Annotated in this window: 27 protein-coding genes and 1 rRNA gene; 14 read left to right on the top strand and 14 right to left on the bottom strand. The window is 67.5% G+C overall.

Annotated features, from left to right (window positions below; all coding sequences use genetic code 11):
• Positions 1–225 precede the first annotated feature (225 nt).
• A 5S ribosomal RNA gene (gene rrf / locus ACFQE9_RS14850) occupies positions 226–347 on the top strand.
• Positions 348–579: 232 nt separating this feature from the next.
• Here rrf and ACFQE9_RS14845 read toward each other — a convergent pair.
• Positions 580–867 (bottom strand): hypothetical protein, encoded by a 288-nt coding sequence (locus ACFQE9_RS14845; RefSeq protein WP_379746466.1) that lies wholly within the window; start codon positions 865–867, stop codon positions 580–582.
• A gap of 94 nt (positions 868–961) precedes the next feature.
• Between ACFQE9_RS14845 and ACFQE9_RS14840 the strand changes: the two genes are divergently transcribed.
• Entirely contained in the window at positions 962–1,867 is a 906-nt protein-coding gene (locus tag ACFQE9_RS14840; RefSeq protein WP_379746463.1) for a DMT family transporter, read from the top strand.
• A gap of 44 nt (positions 1,868–1,911) precedes the next feature.
• Here the strand turns inward: ACFQE9_RS14840 and ACFQE9_RS14835 are convergent, their stop codons facing one another.
• Entirely contained in the window at positions 1,912–2,334 is a 423-nt protein-coding gene (locus ACFQE9_RS14835; RefSeq protein WP_379746460.1) for a VOC family protein, read from the bottom strand.
• A 79-nt stretch (positions 2,335–2,413) separates the two neighbouring features.
• Positions 2,414–2,893, bottom strand: coding sequence for an SRPBCC family protein (locus tag ACFQE9_RS14830; protein ID WP_379746457.1), 480 nt, complete (start codon positions 2,891–2,893; stop codon positions 2,414–2,416).
• Positions 2,894–3,006: 113 nt separating this feature from the next.
• On the opposite strand from ACFQE9_RS14830, the gene ACFQE9_RS14825 reads away from it, so the two are divergent.
• Entirely contained in the window at positions 3,007–3,933 is a 927-nt protein-coding gene (locus ACFQE9_RS14825; protein WP_379746454.1) for a DNA-3-methyladenine glycosylase family protein, read from the top strand.
• A gap of 68 nt (positions 3,934–4,001) precedes the next feature.
• Entirely contained in the window at positions 4,002–4,529 is a 528-nt protein-coding gene (locus ACFQE9_RS14820; protein ID WP_379746451.1) for a DUF555 domain-containing protein, read from the top strand.
• Between the two features lie 159 nt (positions 4,530–4,688).
• Here the strand turns inward: ACFQE9_RS14820 and ACFQE9_RS14815 are convergent, their stop codons facing one another.
• Positions 4,689–4,922, bottom strand: a complete 234-nt coding sequence (locus ACFQE9_RS14815) for a UPF0058 family protein (protein WP_379746448.1) — start codon at positions 4,920–4,922, stop codon at positions 4,689–4,691.
• A gap of 152 nt (positions 4,923–5,074) precedes the next feature.
• Between ACFQE9_RS14815 and ACFQE9_RS14810 the strand changes: the two genes are divergently transcribed.
• Positions 5,075–5,479, top strand: a complete 405-nt coding sequence (locus tag ACFQE9_RS14810; RefSeq protein WP_379746445.1) for a translation initiation factor IF-2 subunit beta — start codon at positions 5,075–5,077, stop codon at positions 5,477–5,479.
• Between the two features lie 69 nt (positions 5,480–5,548).
• On the opposite strand, the gene ACFQE9_RS14805 is transcribed toward ACFQE9_RS14810, so the two are convergent.
• On the bottom strand, positions 5,549–5,728 hold the full coding sequence (locus ACFQE9_RS14805) for a DUF7836 family putative zinc-binding protein (protein WP_379746442.1): 180 nt from the start codon (positions 5,726–5,728) through the stop codon (positions 5,549–5,551).
• 97 nt (positions 5,729–5,825) lie between these two features.
• Between ACFQE9_RS14805 and ACFQE9_RS14800 the strand changes: the two genes are divergently transcribed.
• Both ACFQE9_RS14800 and ACFQE9_RS14795 read left to right on the top strand, forming a co-directional pair.
• Complete coding sequence (locus tag ACFQE9_RS14800) at positions 5,826–6,647, top strand: nucleoside phosphorylase (RefSeq protein ID WP_379746439.1); 822 nt, start codon at positions 5,826–5,828, stop codon at positions 6,645–6,647.
• A 90-nt stretch (positions 6,648–6,737) separates the two neighbouring features.
• On the top strand, positions 6,738–7,916 hold the full coding sequence (locus ACFQE9_RS14795; protein WP_379746436.1) for an NAD(P)/FAD-dependent oxidoreductase: 1,179 nt from the start codon (positions 6,738–6,740) through the stop codon (positions 7,914–7,916).
• Between the two features lie 172 nt (positions 7,917–8,088).
• Here the strand turns inward: ACFQE9_RS14795 and ACFQE9_RS14790 are convergent, their stop codons facing one another.
• On the bottom strand, positions 8,089–8,622 hold the full coding sequence (locus ACFQE9_RS14790) for an Rrf2 family transcriptional regulator (RefSeq protein WP_379746433.1): 534 nt from the start codon (positions 8,620–8,622) through the stop codon (positions 8,089–8,091).
• A 139-nt stretch (positions 8,623–8,761) separates the two neighbouring features.
• On the opposite strand from ACFQE9_RS14790, the gene rocF reads away from it, so the two are divergent.
• Positions 8,762–9,664, top strand: coding sequence for an arginase (rocF, locus tag ACFQE9_RS14785; protein ID WP_379746430.1), 903 nt, complete (start codon positions 8,762–8,764; stop codon positions 9,662–9,664).
• A gap of 32 nt (positions 9,665–9,696) precedes the next feature.
• Here rocF and gyrA read toward each other — a convergent pair whose 3' ends face one another.
• Positions 9,697–12,204: a DNA gyrase subunit A gene (gene gyrA, locus ACFQE9_RS14780; RefSeq protein ID WP_379746427.1), complete on the bottom strand. Its 2,508-nt coding sequence runs from the start codon at positions 12,202–12,204 to the stop codon at positions 9,697–9,699.
• A 10-nt stretch (positions 12,205–12,214) separates the two neighbouring features.
• The gene (gene gyrB, locus ACFQE9_RS14775; protein WP_379746424.1) at positions 12,215–14,137 is read right to left on the bottom strand and encodes a DNA topoisomerase (ATP-hydrolyzing) subunit B; all 1,923 of its coding nucleotides are present in this window, start codon (positions 14,135–14,137) and stop codon (positions 12,215–12,217) included.
• Positions 14,138–14,295: 158 nt separating this feature from the next.
• On the opposite strand from gyrB, the gene ACFQE9_RS14770 reads away from it, so the two are divergent.
• From ACFQE9_RS14770 to ACFQE9_RS14760, 3 genes are all read left to right on the top strand, one after another.
• On the top strand, positions 14,296–15,087 hold the full coding sequence (locus ACFQE9_RS14770; protein WP_379746421.1) for a ZIP family metal transporter: 792 nt from the start codon (positions 14,296–14,298) through the stop codon (positions 15,085–15,087).
• A gap of 119 nt (positions 15,088–15,206) precedes the next feature.
• The gene (locus ACFQE9_RS14765) at positions 15,207–17,651 is read left to right on the top strand and encodes a DNA topoisomerase VI subunit B (RefSeq protein WP_379746418.1); all 2,445 of its coding nucleotides are present in this window, start codon (positions 15,207–15,209) and stop codon (positions 17,649–17,651) included.
• A complete protein-coding gene (locus ACFQE9_RS14760; RefSeq protein WP_379746415.1) occupies positions 17,651–18,739 on the top strand; it encodes a DNA topoisomerase IV subunit A in 1,089 nt (362 codons plus the stop codon). Before ACFQE9_RS14765 ends, ACFQE9_RS14760 begins: the two co-directional genes overlap by 1 nt.
• 14 nt (positions 18,740–18,753) lie before the next feature.
• Here ACFQE9_RS14760 and ACFQE9_RS14755 read toward each other — a convergent pair whose 3' ends face one another.
• The 6 genes from ACFQE9_RS14755 to msrA all read right to left on the bottom strand — a co-directional run bounded on the left by ACFQE9_RS14755 (position 18,754) and on the right by msrA (position 23,258).
• The gene (locus ACFQE9_RS14755) at positions 18,754–18,984 is read right to left on the bottom strand and encodes a CDGSH iron-sulfur domain-containing protein (RefSeq protein WP_379746413.1); all 231 of its coding nucleotides are present in this window, start codon (positions 18,982–18,984) and stop codon (positions 18,754–18,756) included.
• A 111-nt stretch (positions 18,985–19,095) separates the two neighbouring features.
• Positions 19,096–20,253: a pyridoxal phosphate-dependent aminotransferase gene (locus tag ACFQE9_RS14750; protein WP_379746410.1), complete on the bottom strand. Its 1,158-nt coding sequence runs from the start codon at positions 20,251–20,253 to the stop codon at positions 19,096–19,098.
• The gene (locus tag ACFQE9_RS14745) at positions 20,250–20,738 is read right to left on the bottom strand and encodes an Lrp/AsnC family transcriptional regulator (protein ID WP_379746407.1); all 489 of its coding nucleotides are present in this window, start codon (positions 20,736–20,738) and stop codon (positions 20,250–20,252) included. Before ACFQE9_RS14745 ends, ACFQE9_RS14750 begins: the two co-directional genes overlap by 4 nt.
• Positions 20,739–20,886: 148 nt before the next feature.
• Positions 20,887–22,035, bottom strand: a complete 1,149-nt coding sequence (locus ACFQE9_RS14740) for a pyridoxal phosphate-dependent aminotransferase (RefSeq protein WP_379746404.1) — start codon at positions 22,033–22,035, stop codon at positions 20,887–20,889.
• A gap of 122 nt (positions 22,036–22,157) precedes the next feature.
• Positions 22,158–22,577, bottom strand: a complete 420-nt coding sequence (ribH, locus tag ACFQE9_RS14735; protein ID WP_379746401.1) for a 6,7-dimethyl-8-ribityllumazine synthase — start codon at positions 22,575–22,577, stop codon at positions 22,158–22,160.
• 96 nt (positions 22,578–22,673) lie between these two features.
• The gene (msrA, locus tag ACFQE9_RS14730; protein WP_379746398.1) at positions 22,674–23,258 is read right to left on the bottom strand and encodes a peptide-methionine (S)-S-oxide reductase MsrA; all 585 of its coding nucleotides are present in this window, start codon (positions 23,256–23,258) and stop codon (positions 22,674–22,676) included.
• Positions 23,259–23,384: 126 nt separating this feature from the next.
• On the opposite strand from msrA, the gene ACFQE9_RS14725 reads away from it, so the two are divergent.
• Genes ACFQE9_RS14725 through ACFQE9_RS14715 form a run of 3 tightly spaced genes read left to right on the top strand, consistent with a single transcriptional unit; the run spans position 23,385 to position 25,741 of the window.
• Positions 23,385–23,540 carry a DUF7563 family protein gene (locus tag ACFQE9_RS14725; RefSeq protein WP_379746395.1) on the top strand — a complete coding sequence of 52 codons (156 nt, stop codon included), beginning with the start codon at positions 23,385–23,387 and terminating at the stop codon, positions 23,538–23,540.
• Positions 23,541–23,597: 57 nt separating this feature from the next.
• Complete coding sequence (locus ACFQE9_RS14720) at positions 23,598–24,248, top strand: thioredoxin domain-containing protein (RefSeq protein WP_379746392.1); 651 nt, start codon at positions 23,598–23,600, stop codon at positions 24,246–24,248.
• A 50-nt stretch (positions 24,249–24,298) separates the two neighbouring features.
• Entirely contained in the window at positions 24,299–25,741 is a 1,443-nt protein-coding gene (locus tag ACFQE9_RS14715; RefSeq protein ID WP_379746389.1) for an MFS transporter, read from the top strand.
• Positions 25,742–25,750: the final 9 nt, after the last annotated feature.

The following is a 25,750-nucleotide window of genomic DNA, read 5'->3' as shown; positions in this document are numbered from 1 at the left end:
GTGCGCACCAAGGCAACGAGGTGTTAAGCCCACGAGCACTAACGGACCGAGCCACAGTCATATGGTCCACCTCACAGACTGAGTTCAGGCGGAAGCTGGATCGCACGTATACACGGTCGGAGTCTCACACGCGCTCTCGCGAGCGCGTGCGGGATCGGACACGAGACCGACACAGGTGTCACACGAGTTGCTCGTGTGGGACGGTTCGAGTCCGTTCGTCGGCATGAAGGCGGCCAGAGCGGCAGGGACACACCCGTACCCATTCCGAACACGGAAGTTAAGTCTGCCAGCGTATCAGCGAGTACTGGAGTGGGAGACCCTCTGGGAGAGTTGGTTCGCCGCCTGACCACTCATACTTTCACTCATTCAGTCACTCATTCACTCATTAGTCACTCATTTACTCATTCAGTCATTCAGTAAGCAGTTCGAAGAGCGGGAGGGCCATGACGTTCACAAGTCGAAAGCGGTCACACCGACCCGGAAGGGGCCCGCCACGAGGGTACTCCGTGGAGGGTGTCGCTCGCGTCCCGTAACGCGTTGAAGCGTGTTTCGTCGACGACGAACCGGGCGGAGCGAGCCCTACTCCTCGCGGTCCGGCTGCGGCACGCGAAGCGACTCGTCGACGACCGTCCCGTCCGGTCGGAGGGTGATCGTTCCGAGCGACACCGTCGTTCCGACCTCGGCGGTCCGGTCGACCGTCTCCAGCACGCGTCGCCGGTCGAGCCGCTCCCAGACCTCGCGTTCGACGAGCGACTGGAACGCGTCGGGGTCCGACCAGCTCGAGTCGATCTCCGAGGGGACGCGAACGACGAACTCGAAGGCCGTCTCCGTGAGGTGGATGCCCACCGCGAACGTGTCTCCGCTCACGGGTCGCCTTGGGAGCGGACGCGCATAGGGACACCGATGGGACGCGGGCTCGATCGCCCGAAAGGCGTTTGTGGTTCGGCCCGGATCCTCGCCCGTGACAACTTCCCGCAGCGCGGATGCGCCCGCCGTTCCGCCGGCCCTCGGACTCGCGGTCGCGATCCTCGCGATCAGCACCGGCGCGGTGTTGGTTCGACTGAGCACGGCCCCGAGTTCGGTGGCGGCGCTGTATCGCGTGACGTTCACCACGATCCCGCTCGTCCCGGTCCTGCTCGTTCAGTATCGCGACCAGCTCCGGCGGATCACCGGACGCGATCTGGGTTTCGCCGTCGTCTCGGGGATCGCGCTGGCGATCCACTTCGCGAGCTGGTTCGAGAGCCTCGAGTGGACGAGCGTGGCCGCGAGCGTGACGCTCGTGCAGGCACAGCCCGTCTTCGTCGCGATCGGCGCCTGGCTGCTGCTTCGCGAGACCGTCACGCGGACCATGGCGTTCGGCATCGCCGTGGCCGTCCTCGGGGTGGTGGGGATGTCGGTCGGGGACCTGCTGTCGGGCGGCCTCGTCGGTGAGGCCCCGCTGTATGGAAACGCGCTCGCGCTTTGTGGGGCGGTCATGGCGGCGGTCTACGTGCTCGCCGGGCGGTCCCTCCGCCAGCGCGTCGCGCTCGTTCCCTACGTGGTCATCGTCTACGGCGTGTGTGCGCTCGCGCTCCTCGCGTTCGTGCTCGTCCGGGGACTACCGCTCGTCGGCTATCCCGCCCGCGAGTGGTGGATCTTCGTCGGCCTCGCCGTCGGTCCGGGGCTGTTCGGCCACACCGTGATCAACTGGGCGCTCGCCCACGTGGACTCGAGTCTCGTCTCCGTCTCGATGCTCGGCGAGCCGGTGGGCGCGACGCTTCTGGCGTTCGCGGTCTTTCTCGAGGTCCCCACGTCCGCGACCCTCACGAGCGGTGCGGTCGTACTCGCGGGGATCTACCTCACCGCTCGTGGTCGTCCGGACGCCTGAACGTCGGCGGATTCCGGGGTTCGATCAGCCCGTCGGTCCGATCGCTAGTGGACCTTGATCTCCACGCGGCGCCCGTCGGGATCGCGGACGTACGCCGCCCAGTCGCGGCCGTAGGCGCCGTACCGTTTGCGCGGCTCGTTCGCTTCGACCTCGTAGCCGGCCGCCTCGATCGCCGAGAGGACGTCGTCGAGCTGTGTGGTGGCGTCGACGTCGTCCGAACGGACGAGCAGACAGACGTGTTCGCCGCCGACGTCGAGGGACTCGCCGTCGATCTCGTCGGGAGCGGTCGGCACCAGATGGAGGTGTCGTCCGCCCGCCACGACGGCCACGTAGGGAACCTCTCCCGCCTCGTAGCGGTCGCGGTCGCGGACGGGCAGTCCGAGCAGGTCGCGATAGAACGCGAGCGACGCCTCGAGATCGGTGACGCGCAACGCCACGTGGTCGACGTCGGAGATCTCGATGTCCATGCCCGCCGATCGGTTTCGACCGACTTAGCTTGACTGGCCCGAACGTCGAAGGGAGCCTCGATCCCGATCCGCCTCGTAGTCACTCGAGAAGCGTTCGCGTCTTCCGGTGGCGATCGCGGAACATGGCCTCGAAGCCGACCTGCACGATCGGATCGAGTCGGTCGCTCACGCTCGCGACCGGCATTCGATACTCGACGTCGTCGACGAGCACCGTCTCCTCGCCGTCCGCGAAAAGGAGGTGCGTGTGGACCCACTTCGGGAAGGGCCCGTCCGTCATCTCGTCGACGAAGTACGCGCGTCCGGGCTTCGATCGACGACGCCGGATGTGGGAGGTCCATCCCCGTCGCGGAGCGATGCCGAACGGTCGGATCGACATGCTGATCCGGGCCCCCTCCTCGAGGACCTCAGGGTCGTCCTCGCCGTCGGGACCGACCACGGCGTCGATCCGCAGGTTCATCCAGTCCGGGGTCAACGCGGTCAATCCCCCGACTCGCGAGTGGAACTCCCAGACGCGCTCGAGGGGAGCCGCGATACGGGTTCGACGGCGGTACGTCGGCATACCTCCGGTACGGTCGCCATCGGCAAAAGGGATCCGTGGACCAACCCGCCGCCGTGTGACGCCGCTTGACGGCATCGAAACGCCGATACCTCGTGGTCGCCTCCTCCATCACGATGGAACGCGGCGCGATCGACGTCGGCTCGCTCGACGGACCGTTCGACCTCCAGGCCACTCTCGAGAGCGGCCAGAGTTACCTCTGGCGGCGCGCGGACGGGCGTGCCTACGAGGCCGATGGCGCACACGGCGGCGACCACACCTATTACACCGTGGTTCCCCCGATCGAGGGTGTGAACGACGAGCGGGCGGTGGTCCGGGTCCGACAGCGAGGAGGGGTACGGGACGGCACCCTCGAGTGGGAGTCGACGACGGACGCGACGGGGATCCTCACACACCTCCTTCGACTCGACGACGACCTGGAGGCCATCCTGGCCGGGACGCCCGACGATCCGCTCTTCGAACGGGCATACGACGCGTACGAGGGGATGCGGCTCGTTCGCGACCCGCCGTTTTCGTGTCTCGTCTCGTTCATCTGTTCCGCACAGATGCGCGTCTCCCGGATCCACGGGATGCAGCGGCGTCTCGAGGACGCCTACGGCGACCCGATCGACTTCGACGGCGAGACCTATCACGCGTTTCCGACCCCCGACGCGCTCGCCGCAGCCGACGAGGAGGATCTCCGGGACCTCTCGTTGGGGTATCGTGCCCCCTACGTGATGAAAACGGCGCGCATGGTCGCCGACGGCGAGGCCCGTCCGGAGATGGCGGCCGACATGGACTACGAGGCGGCCCGCGAGTGGCTGACCCGATTCGTCGGCGTCGGGCAAAAGGTGGCGGACTGCGTCGCGTTGTTCTCGCTCGGGTTCCTCGAGGCGGTCCCGCTCGACACCTGGATCCGCTCGGTCATCGCCGACCGGTACCCCGACTGCGACCGCGGCGGGTACGTCGAGACGTCACGGGCGATCCGCGATCAGTTCGGCGGGCCAGTCGCGGGCTATACACAGACGTACGTCTTCCATTACCTCCGATCGGGCGGTGAGTGACCGTCTCCGGCCGTTCGCGGTCGGTCGGCCGAAGCTTCATACCCCCTCGTGCGTTAGCTACTACCACGATGGATTGTCGAGTCGTCGTCGAGGCAGCGGTTCCGGTATACGACGTAGAGAACGCCGACGAGGCGATCCGGATCGCCATCTCGAAGACGGGCGAGATGTTGAACCCCGATCTCAACTACGTCGAGATCGACATGGGATCGCGGACCTCGCCGGGCGGGGAGGAGCTGCCGCCCGCCTTCATCGCGGCCGACGAGGCGCTCGTGGCGCTCGAGCTGGAGATGACGGTGTTCAACGTGGATCGGCGCGAACACGCCTCCAGGATCGCCCGCAAGGAGATCGGACAGCGGCTGCACAACATTCCGCTTTCGGTTCTCGAGGTGGAGATCCTCGAGGAGGACGAAGACGACGATGGCGAGGACCACGAGGTCGAGGGTGACGAAAAGCGGGAGGACGGCGGTGACGAAGACCACGGGGACGACGGCGGCGATGAACACGAGGTCAACAGCGGCGATGGTGAAGGGAACGACGGCGACGAGGATCTACTTCCCGAGTTCGAGGAGATGGTGGAGGAGTCCGAACGCTCGTGAGGATGAGGACCGGAACGCTCGCGAGAACGGATTCGACGCGCTCGTGAGGCGGACACGACGCGGTAGCTGGATGGTGCGACTTCTGGACCGGCGCTCCGGTCGAAACGACGTCGCCACTACGCGGTTTGGCGTCAGGCAGGATGCGTCGGTGTCGTCGATTCAGTCCGCGGTGGGGGCCAGCGTCTCGGAGTCGGCCTCCTCCATCGGTGCGGTGATCCCCTTCGCGAGTTTAAAAACGGCGGCCTTGTGGTCGGTCTTCGATTTGTGGATCGATGTCGGTTTTACGCCCATCGTCTCGTACGCCTCGAGATCGAGATCCTCGTCCCAGTGTTCACACTGTTTTCGTACTTCCGAAAGAAGGCCGTGCAGGTGAATGAGCTCTTGTTTCTTCATGAGCAGACGATGGTAGCGACCGGAGGTTTATAGTATTATCCTGATAACCGTTAACATGCATCTCGACGTAGACGCCCCCTATCCCTCGTATTCAAGGGATCAGCGCACGTTCGCCGCGAAGCTTTAATCCGATTCCGCGGGAACGATCGCGTATGGACTACGACGATCGACTCGATCGCGCACTCGAGGAGACGCCGGACATCCACGAACAGCGGGACCGATTCGAGGTCCCCACGCCCGAGGTCAGAACCGAGGGGCACGCGACCGTCTTCGAGAACTTCCAGGACGTCGTCGACCGGCTCGACAGGGAGGCCGACCACCTCCTGCAGTATCTCCAGACCGAACTGGGAACCAGCGCGCAGATCGACGAGCGCGGGCGCGCCCGTCTGACCGGCGACTTTCGGACGGATCGGATCGAGGCGGCCGTCGACGACTACCTCGAGGCGTTCGTCATCTGTCCCGAATGCGGGCTCCCCGACACGCGCCTGCAGACCGAACGCGGAACGCGCGTGATCAAGTGTGACGCCTGCGGCGCGGTCTCGGCGACCGGCGAGTGATCGCCGTGGCGACGATCGTCGGGATTCACTTCGCCCCGGTTAGGATCCGTGAACGATCGATCGAGGTGATCACTGGAACTGTTTGACCGCCTCGAGATCGCGTTCGGTCCGCATGAACTCCGTGAGCCGGCGCGTGGCGTGACAGTCCTGGCAGCTGAAGTTCGTACGGAGATCGGGGAGATCGCTCGGCGACTCCTCCCAGTCCTTCGAACACTCCGGACACTGGAGTCGAACGAATGCTTCGACCATGGGGAGGGCTTTCGCCCCCTCCCTAAAGAAGGTGTGCCCGCGAGGTCGAGGCGGATCCACCGCCGTGATATTTACCCGCCCGCGTCGAAGCCCCTCCATGCCCGGCGACAGCGAGGATCCGAACACGGAGGTACAGTATCACCTCGAGGTCTCCTCTGAGGACGTCGCACCGAGCGTCCTCCTCCCCGGAAACCCCGAGCGCGTCGACGTCGTCGACTCGATCTGGGACGCCGCCGAGGAGGTCGCCCGCCACCGGGAGTACCGCACCGTGACCGGCCGGTACGACGGGGTCCCGATCTCCATCACCTCGACCGGGATCGGATCGCCGTCGGCCGCCATCGCGCTCGAGGAGCTCGCGCGTGCGGACGCGGACACCTTCATCCGGGTCGGGTCCTGTGGCGCCCTCCGTCCGGAGATGGACGTCGGCGATCTCGTCATCACGAGCGGCGCCGTCAGACAGGAGGGAACGAGCGACGAATACGTCCGCGAGGACTACCCCGCCGTCGCGAGCGACGAGGTCGTCTCCGCGCTCGTCGCGGCCGCCGAGCGGCTCGGATACGACTATCACGTCGGCATCACGATGAGCGCGGACTCGTTTTATGCCGGACAGGGTCGCCCCGGATTCGACGGCTTCGAGGCGGCCGGATCGGCGGACCTCCTCGATGAACTACGCGAGGCGAACGTGAAGAACGTCGAGATGGAGGCGAGCGCCATCCTCACGCTCGCGAACGTGTACGGACTTCGCGCCGGGGCGGTCTGTGCGGTCTACGCCAACCGGTCGACCGGGGAGTTCCGAACCGAGGGCGACTCGCGTGCGGTCGAGACCGCGAGTCTCGCGGTGAAGCTGCTCGCGCGCATGGACGAGCGGGTGGCCGAGGCCGGCGCGGACCGGTTCCACGCCGGGCTCTCGATCGAGTGAGGATCGCCGCGACGGGACGTCGATCGGGTACGGATCCCGGCGTGGAACGGTTCCAAAGCGACTTTATCCGATGGCCGTCCACCCTGTGGTATGAGTACGCAAGTTGTCGTCGTCGGCTCCGGATACGCCGGTTCGGGCGCCATCAAGTCGCTCGAGGCTGAGGCCGAAGACGAGATCGACGTCACGTGGATATCCGAACACGACTACCACCTGGTCCTCCACGAGGTCCATCGGGTGATCCGCGATCCCTCGACCGAATCGAAGATCACGATCCCGGTCGAGGAGATCAAGTCCCGTTCGACCCGCTTCGTGCAGGGGCGGGTGACCGACGTCGACGTCGACGAGCGCGTGGTCGAGACCGACGACGGCACGAGCGTCGAGTACGACTACCTCCTCTTGGCGATCGGCTCGACGACCGCCTTCTTCGGGATCGAGGGGCTCCGGGAGAACGCCCACCAGCTGAAGGGGCTCGAGGACGCCCACGCGATCCACGACGACGTTCGCGCGGCGGCCTCCGAGGCGACCCAGTCGGACCCCGCACAGGTGCTCGTCGGCGGCGCCGGGCTCTCGGGGATCCAGACGGCCGGCGAGATCGCGGAGTACCGCGACAAACACCGCGCCCCGATCGAGATCAAACTCATCGAGGGGCTCGACGAGGTCTTCCCGGGCAACGACCCGGAGATCCAGGGCGCGCTCCGCAAGCGTCTCCAGGACGCCGACATCGAGATCCTCACCGGCGACTTCATCTCGCGGGCCGACGAGGAGTCCGTCTACCTCGGCGGCGGCGAGGACGAGGAGCCCGAGGAACTCCCCTACGACGTGCTCGTCTGGACCGGCGGCATCACCGGCCACGAGGAGCTCGAGGCCGTCGACGTCGAGAAGGACGACCGCTCGAACCGCGTCGTCGCGCAGTCCGATTTCACCACGAGCGACGACCGCGTCTTCGCGATCGGCGACACCGCGCTCGTCGACCAAGGTGACGACGAGGTCGCGCCCCCGACCGCCCAGGCCGCCTGGCAGGCCGCCGAGGTCGCCGGCGAGAACCTCGCGCGTGCGGCCCGCGGCGCCCCGCTCAAGACCTGGCGACACGAGGACAAGGGAACCGTCATCTCGGTCGGCGACCGCGCGGTCGCCCACGACGTCTCCGGCGTCCCGATCTCGACCTTCGGCGGTCCCGGCGCGAAGCTCCTGAAAAAGGGCATCGCGAGCCGATGGATCGCGAAGGTCTCCTCCGCCGGACGAGGCGTGAGCGCCTTCGGCGACATGTGAAAAGGCGGAACGACCGCGGGTAACGGCAAACCGTTCAGCTTCGAACGGGGCCCGGATCGTCGAACGTTCTCGGTCGCTCTTTGGGTCCGGCGTGCTCGGCGTCGAAAGGATCAATACCGAAATCGATCAATACAGAAAGCGATCAGCGCCGGAGCGATAGTACCGAACGCGATCAGTGGGAGGGTTCCTCGACCGGGGCACGCATGTCGTCGATCCGAAGGATGAGGACGTTCGAGGTGTCGTCCTTGCCGTCGATGGTTCCCTCGATGAGCAGCTTCGACAGCGGCGTCGGACCGACCGTCACGGAGTCGCCCTCGTTGAAGTCCCGTACCGAGCCCTGGAGGTGGATCTCCGCGCGACAGAGCTCCGGGTGGTGGACGCTCGAGAGGTCGATGTCGTCGACGTTCGCGTCCTCGACGAACTCGCCGTTGTGTCGGATGTCGACGTTCGCCGGCTCGTCCATCTGCTGGACGTCGAGCGCCTCGTAGGCGTTCGCGGTCGGCTTGTACCCGCCCTTCGGGCCGGGGACGCCCTCGACGAGCTGGAGGGCCTTCAGGCTCTGCATCTGGTTGCGGATGGTTCCCGGATTTCTGTCGACCTCCGATGCGATCTCCTCGCCTTTGACCGCTCCGTCCTCCTCGCGGTAGAGGTTGATGAGGGCGGTGAGAATGGTTTTCTGACTCGACGTCAGCTCGATCGATGACATACGGACCACTACTCGCGGCTCCGGTTTAAACTCGATGGATGGTGATCCGACCTCCGATGGATGGTGATCCGACCTCCGATGGATGGTGATCCAACTCTCGACCCCGGGGTTCAAGCCGGCCCCCGCCCACGGTCACCCCATGACCGTTCGGATCATCGGCGCGCCGACCGACTACGGCGCCAACCGACGCGGCGTCGACATGGGACCATCGGCGATCCGGTACGCCGGACTCGCCGAGGAACTCGCCGACGCGGGGATCGACTCCCGCGACCACGGGGACCTCGCCGTCCCGCGCGCGGAGGAACTCGACTCGGACCGCGACGCGCCGGAGACCGGCTCGGCGAAGTTCCTCCGTGAGACCGCCGACGTCTGCTCGCGACTCGCCGACGAGGTCTCGGAGGCGCTCGCGGTCGGCGACGTCCCGCTCGTCCTCGGCGGCGATCACTCGATCGGCATCGGATCCCTCGGCGGATCCGCCCGCAACGCGGACATCGGCGCGATCTGGTTCGACGCTCACGCAGATCTGAACACGCCGGAGACGACCCTCTCCGGGAACGTCCACGGCATGCCGCTTTCGGCGGCGCTCGGATACGGCGCGTTCGCGGACATGCCCTGGGCGACGGCGCCCCGGTTTCGCGCTGAGAACCTCGTCCTCGTCGGCCTTCGCAGCGTCGATCCGGCCGAACGTGAACTGATCGAGGAGCGCGACATCGCCGCCTACACCATGTCCGAGATCGACGACCGCGGGATCTCCGCCGTCGTCGAGGAGGCGATCGCGACGGCGAGCGCGGGCGTCGACGGGATCCACGTGAGCCTCGATCTCGACTGGCTCGACCCGACGGAGGCCCCCGGGGTCGGCACGCCCGTCCGCGGCGGCGCGACCTACCGCGAGGCACACGCCGCGATGGAGCACGTCGCCGCCTCCGGCGCCCTTCGATCGATGGAGATGGTGGAGATCAACCCCACCCTCGATCAACACAACGGAACGGCGGAACTCGCCACCGAGCTGGCGGCGAGCGCGTTCGGAAAGACGGTGCTGTAGCCGGTTGCTCGCCGTATCGAAGGGCCGAACGACTACTCCGCGTCGACGTCGACAGCCTCCGATTCGGGCGCATCCTCGCTCTCCGCGATCGCCGCCGGCACGATGTCGAGACAGGCGACCTCGTCGTCCGGGTCGAGATCCATCACGATCACGCCCATCGTGTTCCGGCCGACCGTCGAGACGTCCTCGACGCGCGTCCGGACGATCTGTCCCTCGCCGCTCATCGCGATCAGGTGGTCGCCGTGGGTGACCGCCTCGATCGCAACGACGGATCCGTTTCGGGTGCCCGTCTTGATGTCGATGAGGCCCTTCCCGTTTCGCGACTGGACGCGGTAGTCACCGACGTCCGACCGTTTTCCGTACCCGTTTTCGGTCACCGTGAGCACCCAGTTGTGACGGTCCGGGTCGACCGCGGCCAGCCCTGCGACCCGATCGCCGGACCGGAGGTCGATGCCTCGAACGCCCCGGGCGCTTCGGCCCATGGGACGGACCTCGTCCTCGTCGAACCGGATCGCCATCCCGTCCGCGGTCCCGATGACGAGGTCCGTCTCGCCGTTCGTCTCCTCGACGTCGACCAGCTCGTCGCCGTCCTCGAGACGCAGCGCGCGGATGCCCGTCGAGCGGATGTTCTCGAAGGCCTCGACGGCGGTCCGCTTGATGTATCCCTCGCGGGTGACCATCGTCAGGTACCGCTCCTCGTCGACGTCCTCGCCCACGCGGTCGCAGTCGACGACCGCCTGGATCTCCTCGCCGTCGTCGAGATTGAGGAGGTTGATCGCCGATTTGCCGCGGGCCGTCCGGGACATCTCGGGGATCTCGTAGGTCTTCAGCTGGTAGATCTGCCCCCGGTTCGTGATCGCGAGCAGGTAGTCGTGTGAGTTGGCGAGGAAGACCGAGGCCACGCGGTCGTCCTCCTTGAGGTCCGTTCCGATGATCCCCTTCCCGCCGCGGTTTTGCGCGCGGAAGGTCGAAAGCGGCATTCGCTTGATGTAGTCGTCCTCGGACATCACGACGACACACTCCTCCTCGGGGATGAGGTCCTCGTGGGTGACCGTCCCGGAGTCCTCGATGAACGAGGTCCGGCGTTCGTCGTCGTACTCGTCTTTGATCGCCGACAGCTCCGATTCGATCACCGAATCGAGCTCCGACTGCGAGGCGAGGATCTCCTCGAGCCGCTCGATGCGTGCCTTCACGTCCTCGTATTCGGTCTCTATCTCCTCGGTCTCCATCGAGGTGAGCGACCCGAGCTGCATCCGGACGATGTGGGCGGCCTGCTCCTCGGAGAAGTCGAAGACCGACTCCAGTTGCGCCCTCGCGGCGTCCCGATCCTCGGACTCGCGGATCGTCTCGACGACGTCGTCGACGTGTTCGAGCGCGCGAAGCCGCCCCTCGAGGATGTGGGCGCGGTCCTTCCGTTCCGCGAGTTCGTGCTCCGAGCGTCGCCGCACGACCTCGCGCCGGTGTTCGATGTAGTGTTCGAGCGTCTCCTTCAAGGAGAGCACCTGCGGCTGCCCGTCGACGAGCGCCAGGTTGATCACGCCGAAGGTCCGCTCGAGGTGGGACTCGAGCAGCTGGTTCTTGACGACCTCGGCCATCGCGTCGCGTTTCAACTCGACGACGACGCGGATGCCGTCGCGGTCCGACTCGTCGCGGAGGTCGCGGATCCCCTCGATCGCTCCCTCGTTGACGTCCTCGGCGATCCGCTCGACCATCCGCGCCTTGTTCTGTTGGAACGGGAGTTCCGTGATGACGATCCGGCCGTCCTCCTCGTCGACCTCGAACTCCGCTCGGACCCGAATACGGCCACGGCCGGTCTTGTAGGCCTCGTGGACCGCGTTCCGGCCGACGATGTTCGCGCCGGTCGGGAAGTCGGGCCCCTCGACGTGTTCCATCAGGTCCTCGACGGTCGCCTCCGGGTTTTCGATCAGCTCGATCGTCGCGTCGATCACCTCGCCGAGGTTGTGCGGCGGGACGTTCGTCGACATCCCGACGGCGATCCCCGACGACCCGTTGACGAGCAGGTTCGGGAACGCGGCCGGCAGGACCTCCGGCTCCTCGAGGCGGTCGTCGTAGTTGCTCTGGAAGTCGACGGTGTCGCGCTCGATGTCGGCGAGCAGCTCCTCCGCGATGGGCGACATCCGCGCCTCCGTATACCGCATCGCGGCCGGCGGATCGCCGTCGACGGAGCCGAAGTTCCCCTGGCCGTCGACGAGCGGGTAGCGCATCGAGAAGTCCTGGGCCATCCGCGCGAGGGTGTCGTAGATCGCCGAGTCCCCGTGTGGGTGGTAATCGCCCATCGTGTCGCCCACGATGGAGGAGGACTTGCGGTGTGAGGAGTTGCTCGTGACGCCGGCCTCGGACATCGCATAGAGGATGCGGCGGTGGACGGGCTTGAGGCCGTCCCGGACGTCGGGCAGCGCCCGACCCGCGATGACCGACATCGCGTAGTCGATGTACGACTGCTCCATCTCGTCTTCGATCCGGGCGGTCTCGATCTGTGCGGCTCGAACGTCGTCTGGGGTCGGTGTCTCGGAACTCATCGCGTTCTCCCTAGATGTCCACCCACTCGGCGTCAGTGGCGTGTTCCTTGATGAACTGCTTTCGCGGCTCGACGGCGTCGCCCATGAGGACGTTGAACATCCGGTCTGCGGCCGCCGCGTCCTCGATCGTGATCCGCTTGAGGATGCGGTTTTCCGGGTTCATGGTCGTCTCCCACAGCTGGTCGGGGTTCATCTCGCCGAGCCCCTTGAACCGCTGGACCTGAGCCGGATTCCCGTCGCACTCCTCGGCGACGATCCGATCGCGTTCCTCCTCGGTCATCGCGTCGTACGTCTCGCCCTTGTAGCGAACGCGGTAGAGCGGCGGCTGGGCCGCGTAGACGTAGCCCGACTCGATGAGCGGCTTCATGTGCCGGTAGAGCAGCGTCAAAAGCAGGGTCCTGATGTGGGCGCCGTCGACGTCGGCGTCCGTCATGATGATGATCTTCTGGTACCTCGCGTCGTCGATGTCGAACTCCTCGCCGATCCCGGTGCCGATCGCCGTGATCAGCGCCCGGATCTCGTCGTTCTCGAGGACGCGATCGAGGCGGTGTTTCTCGACGTTCAGGATCTTCCCCTTGATCGGGAGGATCGCCTGGTTGGCCCGGTCCCGGCCCTGTTTGGCGCTCCCGCCGGCGCTGTCGCCCTCCACCACGAACAGCTCGGCCTCCTCGGGATCGCGCGTCTGGCAGTCGGCGAGCTTCCCCGGCAGCGCGGTCGACTCCAGCGCCGACTTGCGGCGGGTGAGCTCCTCGGCCTTCTTGGCGGCCTTGCGCGCGCGAGCGGCCTCGGCGGCCTTCGAGACGACGGCCCGTGCGGTGTCGGGGTTCTCCTCGAAGAACGTGGAGAGTCCGTCGTGAACCGCCGACTCGACGATGCCTCGAACCTCGGAGTTGCCGAGCTTCGTCTTCGTCTGTCCCTCGAACTGCGGGTCGGGGTGTTTCACCGAGATGACCGCGGTGAGCCCCTCGCGGACGTCCTCGCCCTTGAGGTTCCCCTCGAGGTCGTCGATCAGTCCGTGCTCGTTGGCGTAGTCGTTGACGACGCGCGTGAGCGCCGTCTTGAACCCGGTGAGATGGGTGCCGCCCTCGCGGGTGTTGATGTTGTTCGCGAACGCGTGGACGGAGCCCTGCAGCTCCTCGGTCGCCTGCATCGCGATCTCGACGTGGACGTCCTCGTCCTCGTCGGCGAAGTAGATGACGTCGGGGTGGATCGGCGATCGCGTCTCGTTGAGGTACTCGACGAACTCGCGGATCCCGCCGTCGTAGAGGAACGTCTCCCGCTCCGGTTCCTCGGGCCGTTCGTCCGCGAGCGTGATCGCCACCCCGGAGTTGAGAAAGGCGAGCTCGCGAAGGCGGTTCGCGAGCGTCCCGCGGGAGAAGTCGGTCGTCTCGAAGATGTCCTCGTCGGGCCAAAACCGGATCGTCGTGCCGGTCTCCTCTTCGGGGTCCATGTCACGAACCCGCTCGAATGCGCCCTCGACGGGCTGGCCGCCCTCGAAGCGGTGTCGGTAGACGCCGCCGTCGCGTTTGACCTCGACCTCGAGGCGGCTCGAGAGGGCGTTGACCACGCTGACGCCGACGCCGTGGAGCCCGCCGGAGACCTGGTAGGACTTCGAGTCGAACTTCCCGCCGGCGTGGAGGACCGTCATGATGACCTCGAGCGCCGGACGGTCGTACTGCTCGTGGGTGTCGACGGGGATCCCACGCCCGTCGTCGCTCACGCTCACCGACCCGTCCTCGTGAATCGCCACGTCGATGTCCTCGCAGTATCCGGCGAGGGACTCGTCGATCGAGTTGTCGACCACCTCGTAGACGAGGTGATGGAGCCCTCGATCGTCGGTGGACCCGATGTACATCGCGGGGCGTTTGCGTACGGCCTGGAGGCCTTCGAGGACCTGGATCTGGCCCGCGCCGTACTCTGTTTCCTCTGACATTGAACTTGGAGAGGGTAGTACAGCCCCACTGATAAAGCCTCCCGTACACGCGCGGGCGCGTGATCGCGAGCCGACGGTCATTCAGGTCGTCGTGCGTCGTTCGGACCGTCGGTCGCCACTCGGATAGCTATTTGTCGCTCCTTGCTAAATCGGAACCCATGACCGAGTTCGCGACGATGCTGGCGGTGACGACGATCGCGGGCGCGCTCACCGGCGTCGGAGCCGTTCCGGTCTTCCTTCGTGCCCGTGTCTCCCACCGGAGCTACGACGCCGCGCTCGGGCTCGCGGCGGGGATCATGATCGCCGCCAGCGTCTTCGGGCTCATCCTGCCGGGGATGGAGCAGGGAACGCTCGCGGGGGTGATGACCGGCGTCTTCCTCGGCGGGTTCGTCCTCCTCGGCGGCAACCGGGCGATCCCGCACCTGCACGCCCGGTACGTCGGGTGGCGTCGCGAGGGGGGCTCGCTCGCGGCCACCGATGACGATCCCGCGATCGCCTCGCGTGCCCGGCGTGCGTTGCTCATCGGCGCCGCGATCGTCCTCCACAACGCGCCGGAGGGCCTCGCCATGGGCGTCGCGTTCGCCTCGGGATTGGAGGACGTCGCGATGCTGCTCGCGGTGGTCATCGGGCTGCAGAACGTCCCCGACGGGTTCGCCTTCGCGGTCCCGGTCGGCGAGACCGGGATCTCGAACGTTCGCGTGCTCGTCTACACGACGCTTTCGGGGCTCGTCCCGCAGGTCGCAGCCGCCGTCTTCGGCTTCGCGCTCGTCTCCGTGGCCACCGGGATCTTTCCCCTGGCCGCCGGCTTCGCCGCCGGCGCGATGATGGCGGTCGTCTTCCGCGAGATGATCCCCTCCTCGCACGGTCACGGCTACGCGGACGCGTCGACGGCCGCCTTCCTCGTCGGGTTCGTCCTCCTCGTGATCGTCGACGAACTGCTCGTGATCTGACGGCGTTCCAAGCGAAGGACGGTCACGTCTCACCCCGTCCGCGTCTCGATCGCCCGATTTCACTTCCACCCCGCTGCCGGAGGGGTTTTAACCCCGACTGGGTAAGAGCCTCTCACCGAATGACGTCCTTCCAGTCGACGCTCGGCGACGAGGAGGGGATCGCGGAGGAGTTGGCCGAGGGCCAACGCGAGATCTCCATCGCCGAGTTCTTCGAGAAGAACAAACACATGCTCGGGTTCGACTCGGGCGCCCGCGGGCTGGTCACGGCGGTAAAGGAGGCCGTCGACAACGCCCTCGACGCGACCGAGGAGGCCGGGGTGCTCCCCGACATCTACGTCGAGATCACGGAGGTCGGCGACTACTACCGGCTCGTGATCGAGGACAACGGCCCGGGCATCACGAAAGAACAGCTCCCGAAGGTCTTCGGGAAACTGCTGTACGGGAGTCGGTTCCACGTCCGCGAGCAGAACCGCGGCCAACAGGGGATCGGGATCTCCGCGGCCGTACTGTACTCCCAGCTCACCTCCGGCCAGCCGGCGAAGATCACCTCCCGACCGAAGGGGCAGTCCCAGGCGCAGTACTTCGAGTTGATCATCGACACCGACGCGAACGAGCCGGAGATCAAAGCCGACGAGGAGACGAGCTGGGACCGCCCCCACGGGACGCGCATCGAACTCGAGATGGAGGCGAACATGCGCGCCCGCTCGCAGCTGCACGACTACATCAAGCACACGGCGGTCGTCAACCCCCACGCCCGGATCGAGCTTCGCGAGCCCGGCCTCGAGGAGCCGCTCAAGTTCGAGCGCGCTACCGACCAGCTTCCCGCCGAGACCTCCGAGATCCGGCCGCACCCCCACGGCGTCGAGCTCGGCGCGCTCATCAAGATGCTGGAGGCGACCGACTCCTACTCGATCTCCGGATTCCTCCAGGAGGAGTTCACCCGGGTCGGCAAGAAGACGGCGGACTCCCTCCTCTCGAACTTCCGCGACCGGTACTTCGGTCGGGAGCTCGCCTGGCGCCCCCCGGCCGCCCACGAGGACGCAGCGCTGGCCGCCGCCGTCGAGGGAGCGGTCTCGAACAAGGGCGCGGCGGCGACCGAGTCCTTCGCGACCCGGATCGCGGAGACGGTCGGGAACCACGAGCGGGTCTCGCACGCGGAGCTGACCCGGATCGTCGAGACGATCGCGGACGACGTCGAGTCGGAGACGGGCAAGACCTTCGGGTCGACCGTTCGCGAGAACGCGACCGCCGCCGCCTGGCGGGAGATCACGGCCTACGGCGATGCCGAGGACGCTCCCGAGGAGGAGACGCGGGACCTCCTCACCGACGACCTCCACGCCATCATCGAGGACGCCACGAGCACCCGGAAGGACGACGAGACGGTTCGGGCGGTCGCCGAGGCGCTCGCGCGTCGGCTCGCCAACCACGGCGACGAGCGGTTCCGGCTCACCCGTGACGAACTGGTGCGGGAGATCGCCGACGCCGCGTCGTTCGTCGTCGATCAACGCGAGGTGAGCTTCGGCGGGACGGCCCGCGAGAACGTCGTCGACGCGCTCTGGTCGCTCATGCGGACCGTGCCCGACGAGGTCCCGAACGTGACCGCGGTGGCCGCGGACCGCGACGCCGCGGCCGACCTGCTGGAGGCGATGCGCGAGACCGACATCCTGGCCCCGCCGACCGACTGTCTGGCCCCGATCACGGCCGAACTCGTCGAGGCGGGACTCCGCAAGGAGTACGACGCCGACTTCTACGCCGCCGCCACGCGCGACGCCGAGGTCCACGGCGGCGACCCCTTCATCGTCGAGGCGGGGATCGCCTACGGCGGCGAGATCCAGGACGGAAGCGCCTCGATCCTCCGGTTCGCGAACCGGGTCCCGCTCGTCTACCAGCGCGGCGCCTGCGCGACCACGGACGTGGTGAAGTCCATCGGCTGGCGCAACTACGGGCTCGACCAGCCCGGCGGCAGCGGGGTCCCGAACGGACCCGCGGTGATCATGATCCACGTCGCCTCGACGAACGTTCCGTTCACGAGCGAGTCGAAGGACGCGATCGCGAACGTCCCGGAGATCGAAGACGAGATCGAACTCGCCATCCGCGAGGCGGCCCGCGAGCTGAAGTCGTTCCTCAACAAGCGACGCTCGATGCAGAAGCGCCGCGAGAAACAGGACGTCCTCGGCCGGATCCTCCCGGAGATGGCCGACAAGGTCGCGGAGGTCACGGGCCGTGAGCGTCCCGACATCGACGGCGCGCTCGCGCGCATCATGAACAACGTGAGCGTGGAGCGCGAGCTCGACGCCGAGAACGACGAGATAACCGTCACGCTCCGCGTCGAGAACCACTCGGACACGAACGAGGACCTCGAGATCACGGACATCGTCTCCGGTGAGCCGATCGACCCCTCCGCCGGGACCGTCGTCGACATGGACGGCGAGTGGTTCCTCCAGTGGACGCCGACCGTCGCGGCCGGCGACGAGGAGACGGTGACCTACACGGTATCGGACGACGCCGACTTCGACGTGAGCGTCGACGGCGTCGAGACCGAGAAACTCACGGTGAACGCCTGATGGCAACCGACGAAAAACAAGCGCGAGAGCAGCTGATCGACCTGGCGGCGGAGTTCTACGACCAGTTCGCGGGCGGGCGGATCCCGGAGATGACCCTGCCCACGCGGACCAAGAGCAACATCGAGTACGACCCCGAAAGCGGCGTCTGGACCTACGGCGACCGCACCTCGACGCGGACGGCCAACTCCGTCCGCGGGGCACGAAAGCTGTTGAAGGCGGTCTACACGATCGAGTTCCTGGCCGACCAGCTCGAGGAGGGGCGCTCGTCCACGCTGCGTGAGCTGTACTACCTCTCCGAGTCGTGGGACAACGACGAGGCGCAGTTCACGAGCCAGGACGAATCGAACGACCTCGTCGAGGACCTGGAGATCGTCTCCGGAGTCACCCGCGAGGACTTCCACATGCGTCCCGAGGAGTCGGGTGCGACCCTGATGGGCCCGCTGGAGCTCCGCGAGCAGACCCGCCGCGGCGAACGCGAGATCCACTGTCAGGAGGACGTCGGGGAGGGCGGCTATCAGATCCCCAACAACCCGGACATGATCGAGTTCCTCGAGCACGACATCGACTTCGTCCTCTGTGTCGAGACCGGCGGCATGCGCGACCGGCTCGTCGAGAACGGCTTCGACGAGGAGTACAACTGCCTCGTGGTCCACCTCAAGGGCCAACCGGCACGCGCGACCCGTCGGATCACCAGACGACTCAACGACGAACTCGGCCTCCCGGTGGTCGTCTTCACGGACGGCGACCCGTGGTCCTACCGCATCTTCGGTTCGGTGGCGTACGGCTCGATCAAGTCCGCCCATCTCTCGGAGTACCTCGCGACGCCGGCGGCGCGGTTCATCGGCATTCGCCCGGAGGACATCGTGGAGTACGACCTGCCCAGCGATCCGCTCTCCGACTCCGACGTCAGCGCCCTCGAGTCCGAACTCGAGGACCCGCGCTTCCAGACCGACTACTGGGAGGAGCAGATCGAACTGCAACTCGACATCGGCAAGAAGTCCGAACAGCAGGCGCTCGCCAGCCGGGGCCTCGACTTCGTCACCGACACCTACCTCCCCGAGCGGCTCGGGGAGATGGACGTCCTGTAGACGGTTTCCGGCGGTCACTCCGTGTCGTCCGCGTAGACGATCTCCTCGACGACGCGTCGATCGTCCCCGTCGTACTTGTAGCGGGTCCCCTCCTCCTCGTCGCTCGTCGCCCTGTGGGACCCGTCACAAAGCGGCCGCTCGTCCGAGAGGCCGCACTCACAGACGAATATCAGTCCGTCCTCGCCCATGTCGTCGGCGTCCAGCTTCGCCGGACCGTCCGAGACGTGGGTCACTTCCCGTGTCATGTGTCAGTAGTTCACGCATCGAGCGCGTCTAACGGTTTCGCTCGAACGACCTCGACCGCCGGCGAGCCGTGAAGTGGTCGGGCGTCGGTCACGCCGTCACGGATCGCTCGGTCACGCCGTCACCGACCACTCGGTCGCGAGGAACGACTCTATCCGCTCCGTCGCCCGCTTGAGTTCGCGCATGCTCGTCGCATACGACACGCGGAGGTGTCCCCTGCCGCCCTCGCCGAAGACCGAGCCGGGAACGACGGCGACACCTTCGGCCTCCAGCAGCTCCGCGGCGAACGCCTCATCGTCCCCGCCGCAGTCGGGGAACGCGTAGAAGGCACCCCGCGGCTCGAAGCAGTCCAGGCCCATCTCGCGGAACCGCGAGTGGACGAACCGGCGGCGTCGGTCGTACTCCTCGACCATCTCCTCGACGTCGTCCGCACACGACCGAAGCGCCTCGATCGCGGCGTACTGGGCGGTCGTCGGGGCCGAAAGCATCGTGTACTGGTGGATCCGGTTCATCGCGTCGATCGTCTCGGCGGGCCCCATCGCGTATCCGAGACGGAGCCCCGTCATCGCGTAGGCCTTCGAGAAGCCGTTTATCACGATCGTGCGCTCGCGCATTCCCGGCTGCGTCGCGATCGAGGCGTGCTCGCCCTCGTAGGTGAGGGCAGAGTAGATCTCGTCGGCGATCACCCGGACGTCGTGTTCGCGACAGAACCCGGCGACCTCGGCGAGCTGGGACTCGGTCATGACCGCCCCGGTCGGGTTGTTCGGGTAACACAACACGAGCGCGTCGGCCCGCTCGGCGCCGGCCGCCTCCAGGCGCTCACGGGTGAGCGCGAAGTCGTCGGCCGCCCGCGTCGGGACCGAAAGCGGCTCGCCGCCGGCCAGCTCGATGCCCGGCCCGTAGGAGATGTAGGTCGGATCGTGGACCGCGACGACGTCGCCCGGATCGACGAGCGCGCGGAAGGCCAGATCGACCGCCTCGCTCGCGCCGGTCGTGACGAGGACCGCCTCGTCGGGGTCGTAGACCTGGTCGTACTGGTGGCGGTGGTGCTCTGCGATCCGTTCGCGAAGCTCCCGGAGTCCCCGGTTCGAGGTGTAGGAGGTCCGCCCGCGCTCGAGGGAGTCGATCGCGGCCATGCGGGCCGCCCACGGCGCGGAGAAGTCCGGCTCGCCGACCCCGAGCGAGATGACGTCGTCGCGAGCCTCCGCCAGCTCGAAGAACTCCCGAATTCCGGACTCCGGGAGGTCGATCACGCGGTCGGCGAGCCTCATGGGGACACCGAGAGCCGGTCGTCGTCGTCGCGGTCGCCGAAGCGGATCCCGCCGTCCTTGTAGGTCTCCATGATGTAGTGGGTCACCGTCTGGGTGACCTCCGGGATCGGCGCGACCTGCTCGGAGACGAATCCGGAGACGTCCTGCATCGAGTCGCCGGTCACCTCGACGGCGAAGTCGTAGTTCCCGGAGACGAGATGGAGCGCGTGGACCGCCGGGAACTTCGCTATCCGATCCGCGATCTCCTCGTAGCCCGTCTCCCGGTCGAGCGCGACGTTGAGCTCGACGATCGCGCGAACGCCGCCGTCGTCGATCCGGTCCCAGTCGACGACCGCCTGGTAGCCGTGGACGACCCCGCGCCGCTCGAGGTCCGCGATCGCCTCCTCGACGGCCCCCTCCTCGAGGCCCGTCTGTGCGGCGATGTCGGAGACGTCCTCTCGAGCGTTCGTCGTCAGTACGTCGAGTACCGCCCGCTCGTCGCTCATACGCGGGGAATGTGACCCCGCACTAAAAGGGATAGCGGTGGGCGGCGGCGATCGCCGATTTCGGGTCTCCGACGAGGTCGATTCCGAACCCGATTTCGTTCGTCACGCTTTCCGGGTCCCATCCCGTCTTCCGCCGGCGGCTCGACGCCTACAGCAGGTCGTTCTCGGCGAGCCGCTCGACGGCCTCGCGGAGCCGGGACTCGCTTGCGGCGTAGGAGATGCGCGCGTAGCCCGCCGCGTTGAACGCCGATCCCGGCACGCAGGCGACGTGAGCCTGCTCGATCGCGGCCTCACACCACGCCTGGTCGTCCGCGTCGACCGGGATCATCATGTAGAAGGCGCCGTCGGGGACGGCGACGTCGACGCCGTGCTCCTCGAGCAGATCGACGAGCAGGTCGCGTCGCGACTCGAAGGCGTCGCGCATCTCCGTCACCTCCGTCTCCACGCTTTCGAGCGCCTCGACGCCGGCGTGCTGGACGAAGTTCGTCGCACACGAGACGGAGTGGGAGTGAAGCTTGCCGGCCTGCGAGACGAGCTCCTCGGTCGCGTGCAGGTAGCCGAGCCGCCAGCCGGTCATCGAGTAGGCCTTCGAGAAACCGTTAATCGTGACCGTTCGGTCGGCCATCCCATCGAGGGAGGCAAGCGAGGTCGGCTCGACGCCGTAGGTGATCCGCTCGTAGATCTCGTCTGCGATCACGCTCACGTCGTTCTCGACGGCCAGATCGCGGACGCCCTCCAGGGCCGCCTCCGAGAAGACGGCGCCGGTCGGGTTCGACGGCGAGTTCACGACGAGCAGCTCCGTGTCCGCCGAGACGGCCGCCTCGAGCTCGTCGAGCGCGGGCTCGAGCTGGAAGTCGTGCGGGGCGAGATCGATGCGGGTCAACTCGCCGCCGGCGAGCTTGACCATCGCCTCGTAGGAGACCCAGGCGGGATCGAGAAGCACGACCTCGTCGCCGTCGTCGACGAGCGTCTGGACGGTCTCGTAGAGCGCCTGCTTGGCTCCGGGCGTGACGATCACCTCGTCGGACTCCGCGTCGATCCCGTTCGACCGGAGCCGCTTTGCGATCGCGTCCCGCAGGTCGGGGATCCCGTTCGAGGACGTATAGCCCGTGTGGCCGGCGTCGAGGGCCGCCTTTCCCGCCTCGACGATGGGTTCGGGGGTGTCGAAGTCGGGCTCGCCGACCGAGAGGTCGACGATGTCGGCCCCCTCGGCCTCCTTTTCGGCCGCGAGGTTTGAGATCGCGAGCGTCGCGCTCGGCTCTACGCGCTGGATTCGGTCCGTGAAGTCGTAGGTCATCGTTGTCGTGTCGGTGATGTGACGCGGTGTGGTGGTCTCGGTCGCTGTCGTCGTTTCGGTCGGTCGGTGTCGTCGTCTCGGCCAGTCGATGTGGACGATCGGTTGTCGATGTCGTGTGGGGCCTACCGTTCGTGGGGCCGCGGGAGTTCCGCGAGGAGGTCGATCGCGGCGTGTGTCGCCTCGGCGCCCTTCTCGATCCGCTCGCGGGCCTCCGCGCCGGACATGCCGGGGCCGCTGACCCCGAAGGTCACCGGGGTGTCCCGCTCGAGGCTCACCTCGGTCAGCTTCTCGGCCGCCGCGGCGCCGATTACGCGGTCGTGGTCCGTGTCGCCGGTGACGATCGCGCCGACGACGACGACGGCGTCGACGTCCTCGCGCCGCGCGAGCCGGTCGGCCGCGAGGGGGGCGTCGTAGGCTCCCGGGACGGCGACCTCCCTGGCGATCTCCGCGTCCCGCTCCCCCGCCGCCTCGCGAGCCGCGGCCGCCATCGGCTCGGTCACCGAGTCGTTGAACCGCGCGACGACCAGTCCCAGCGTAACCATGTCCGACGGTTCGTGGCACGGCTCAAAGATGTACCGTTCTGTCGGAGGTCCCCGGCCGTTTTGCCCCCGTCCGATCAGTTCGCGACGGCGGCCAGATCACTTCGCGACGGCTTCACGGAACCGCTCGCGCACCTTCTCGACCTTCGGCTGCGCGTGCATCCGGCAGTAGGCGTCCTGTGGGTTCTTCTCGAAGTAGTTCTGGTGTTTCTCCTCGGCGCGCCAGAAGGTCTCGAGCGGCTCGATCTCGGTGACGACGGGATCGTCGTAGCCTCCCTCCGCCTCCAGCGCCTCGACGTACTCCTCGGCCAGTCGCCGCTGTTCGTCGTCGTGGGTGAGGATTATCGACCGATACTGCGTGCCCACGTCCGGCCCCTGTCGGTTCAGCTGGGTCGGGTCGTGGACGGTGAAGAACACCTCGAGCAGGTCCCCGTATCCGATGGCCTCCGGATCGTACTCGATCTGGACGACCTCCGCGTGACCGGTCGTTCCCGTACAGACCTCCCTGTAGCTCGGGTCCTCGGCCTCGCCGCCGGCGTACCCGGAGGTGACGGACTCGACGCCCGAAAGCTCCTCGAAGGCCGCCTCGACACACCAGAAGCATCCGCCGCCGAAGGTGGCGAGCGCACCCGGTTCGTCCCCGTCGTCCGTCCGCCCCAGCTTCGAGTCGCGTTCCTCGCTCATGGTGGACGGTAGGGTGCCCGAACGTATGAATCCGCGGTGGTTGAACGACTCCCTGGTTGAATGTGCATCGGTCACATCCGCCTCGGCCCAAAGCACTACGGTTGACGATTCCCAACGTGTCAACGTATGCCGAACTGTAGGAACTGCGGCTCGTTCGTCACCGAGCGGTACGTGAGAGTGTTCGCCCCGCCCGGGCTCGAGAACGTCCGCGTCTGTCCCGACTGTGAGGACAAGGTCCGCGACGGAGCGGGAGTCCGGGAGGCGCGTTCCAAACGGGTTTGATCGCCGCCGGAGTCCCGTCTCGGAGAGGCTAAGTGTCCGGCTCGCCGAACGACGTACATGCGCCGCTCCCGTCGCACGTTTCTCTCGGCCGCCGGCGCCGCCACGGCGTTCGGTCTCGCCGGCTGTCTCGGCGGCTCGGACTCCGAGGTCCCCGAGTACGACTGTGACGCCGACCAGCCCGAGGAGACGGTCTCCGAGCTTCCGAGGCCCGCCCTCGGCGATCCGGACGCGGGGATCGTCGTCGCCTCCTTCGAGGACTTCGCGTGTCCCCACTGTGCGAGGTGGAAGACCGAGGAGTTCCCGACGATCAAGGAGGACTACGTCGACGAGGGCATCGTCCGGTACCAACATTGGGACCTGCCGATCCCGGTCGACGAGACCTGGTCGTACGGCGTCGCCAACGCGGCCCGCGGCGTCCAGGACCGCCAGGGCGCGGAGGCGTTCTTCGAGTTCGCGCAGGTCGCCTTCGAACACCACGAGGAGTACTCGTGGGACGTCGTCGGCTACGCCGCCGAGGAGGCCGGCGGCGACCCCTGTGTCGCGATCGCGGACGGGGAGTACGGCACCTACGACGCGGTCCTCCAGTCCGACCGAAACGCCGGCGTCGAACGCGGCGTCGAGGCGACCCCGACGGTCTTCGTCGACGGCGAGGCCGTCTCCGAACCGACCGCGTCGGCCGTCTCAGATGCGATCGACGCCGCGCGCTGACCGCCGGTCCCGCGGATCGCGGCCCGAGAGGGCCCGTCGATGACACACCGATGACACGGATCGTTCCCTCCAGGCCTTCGAACGACTCGTCGATCGCGGTTCGACTCGCGAGCTCCATCGCCGGCGCGCGTTCCGATCGCGGCGACGCCGAGACGGACGGCGATCGGGGGGCGAAAGGAATCGACGCCGAAACGGCCGACCGCGACGGCGCCGCCCGCCGGCGTCTCGCGGGGGTCGTCTGGCTCGTGCTCGTCTCCCAGGTGCTCGTCTACCCGGGCGTCCCGGACATCGTGGTGGCCCTCGGTGCCCCGGCGGGCGTGAGCGCCGGGATGTGGTTCCTCGTCGCCGAGTTCGCCGCCTTCGTCGCCTTCGCCGGTCCGTGGGGCGCCGCGAGCGACGCGCTCGGCCGCCGCGGCCCGCTCGTGGTGACCGGGGCGGTCGGCGGGTCGCTCGCCTACCTGACGCTCGCGGCCGCGCCGCGTCTCGGGTTCGGGTTCTCTGAGGCGCTCGGGGTTCGCGTGGCGGGCGGGGCGCTCACGATCGGCGCCTTCTCGCTCGCCATCACCATGCTCATGGATCTCGGCGGCGGGCACGGCCGGAACATGGGCGCCGCGGGCGTGGCGATCGGTCTCGGCGCGGCGCTCGGCTCCGTGGTCGGCGGCGGCCTGGCGGATCTCGATCCGTTCTACCCGATCTACGCGAGCGCCGGCGTCCTCGCCGCGGCGGGTCTCCTCGCCTCGACGGTGGCGGATCGGACGGTGACACGGCGGATCCAGGCGTCCGAAACGAGGGATGGTGCCTCAAGCCCGGAAACCTCGAGCCCGGAGGTTCCGAACCCGGAGGCTCCGACCCCGGAAACCTCGACCCCGATCGACGAGGATCCCGGATTCCGCGAGGTGTTCGCCCGGATCCGTGCCGTCCCCGCGCTTCTCGTCCCGTTCGCGTTCGGGTTCATCGACCGGCTGACCGCCGGCTTCTTCGCGCTCGTCGGCGTCTACTACTTCCAGGAGGGTGCCTTCTCGCTGTCGGCGTTCGGCGCCGGGGTCACGCTCGCGCTGTTTTTCGTCCCGTTCGCGCTCCTCCAGTATCCGATGGGCGTGCTCTCCGATCGGATCGGCCGGTTCCTCCCCGTCGTGGTCGGTTCCGTCGCCTACGGCTTCGTCATCATCGCGGTCGGGCTCGCGCCGACCTACCCGATCGCGGCCGGCGCGATGGTGCTCGTCGGCGTCTGCGGCGCGCTCGTCGCTCCCGCGACGATGGCGCTCGTCACCGACCTCGTCGGCGTCGACGAGCGCGGCGCGGCGATGGGTCTGTTCAACGTGTTCGGCTCCCTCGGCTTCCTGACCGGCTTCCTCGTCGGCGGCACGGTCACCGAGGGGTTCGACTACCTGACGGCGTTCCTCGTCGTCGGGAGCATGGAGATCGCGATCGCGATCGCGCTGTTCCCCGCGGTGCGACGGATCGCCGCCCGGATCGAGACGCCGGCGCTGTGAGGCGGGTCG

The organism is Halopenitus salinus (assembly GCF_042662125.1).
Taxonomy (GTDB): domain Archaea; phylum Halobacteriota; class Halobacteria; order Halobacteriales; family Haloferacaceae; genus Halopenitus; species Halopenitus salinus.
The sequence above is the reverse complement of the archived record's forward strand: the minus strand, read 5'-3'. Positions and strand labels throughout refer to the sequence as shown.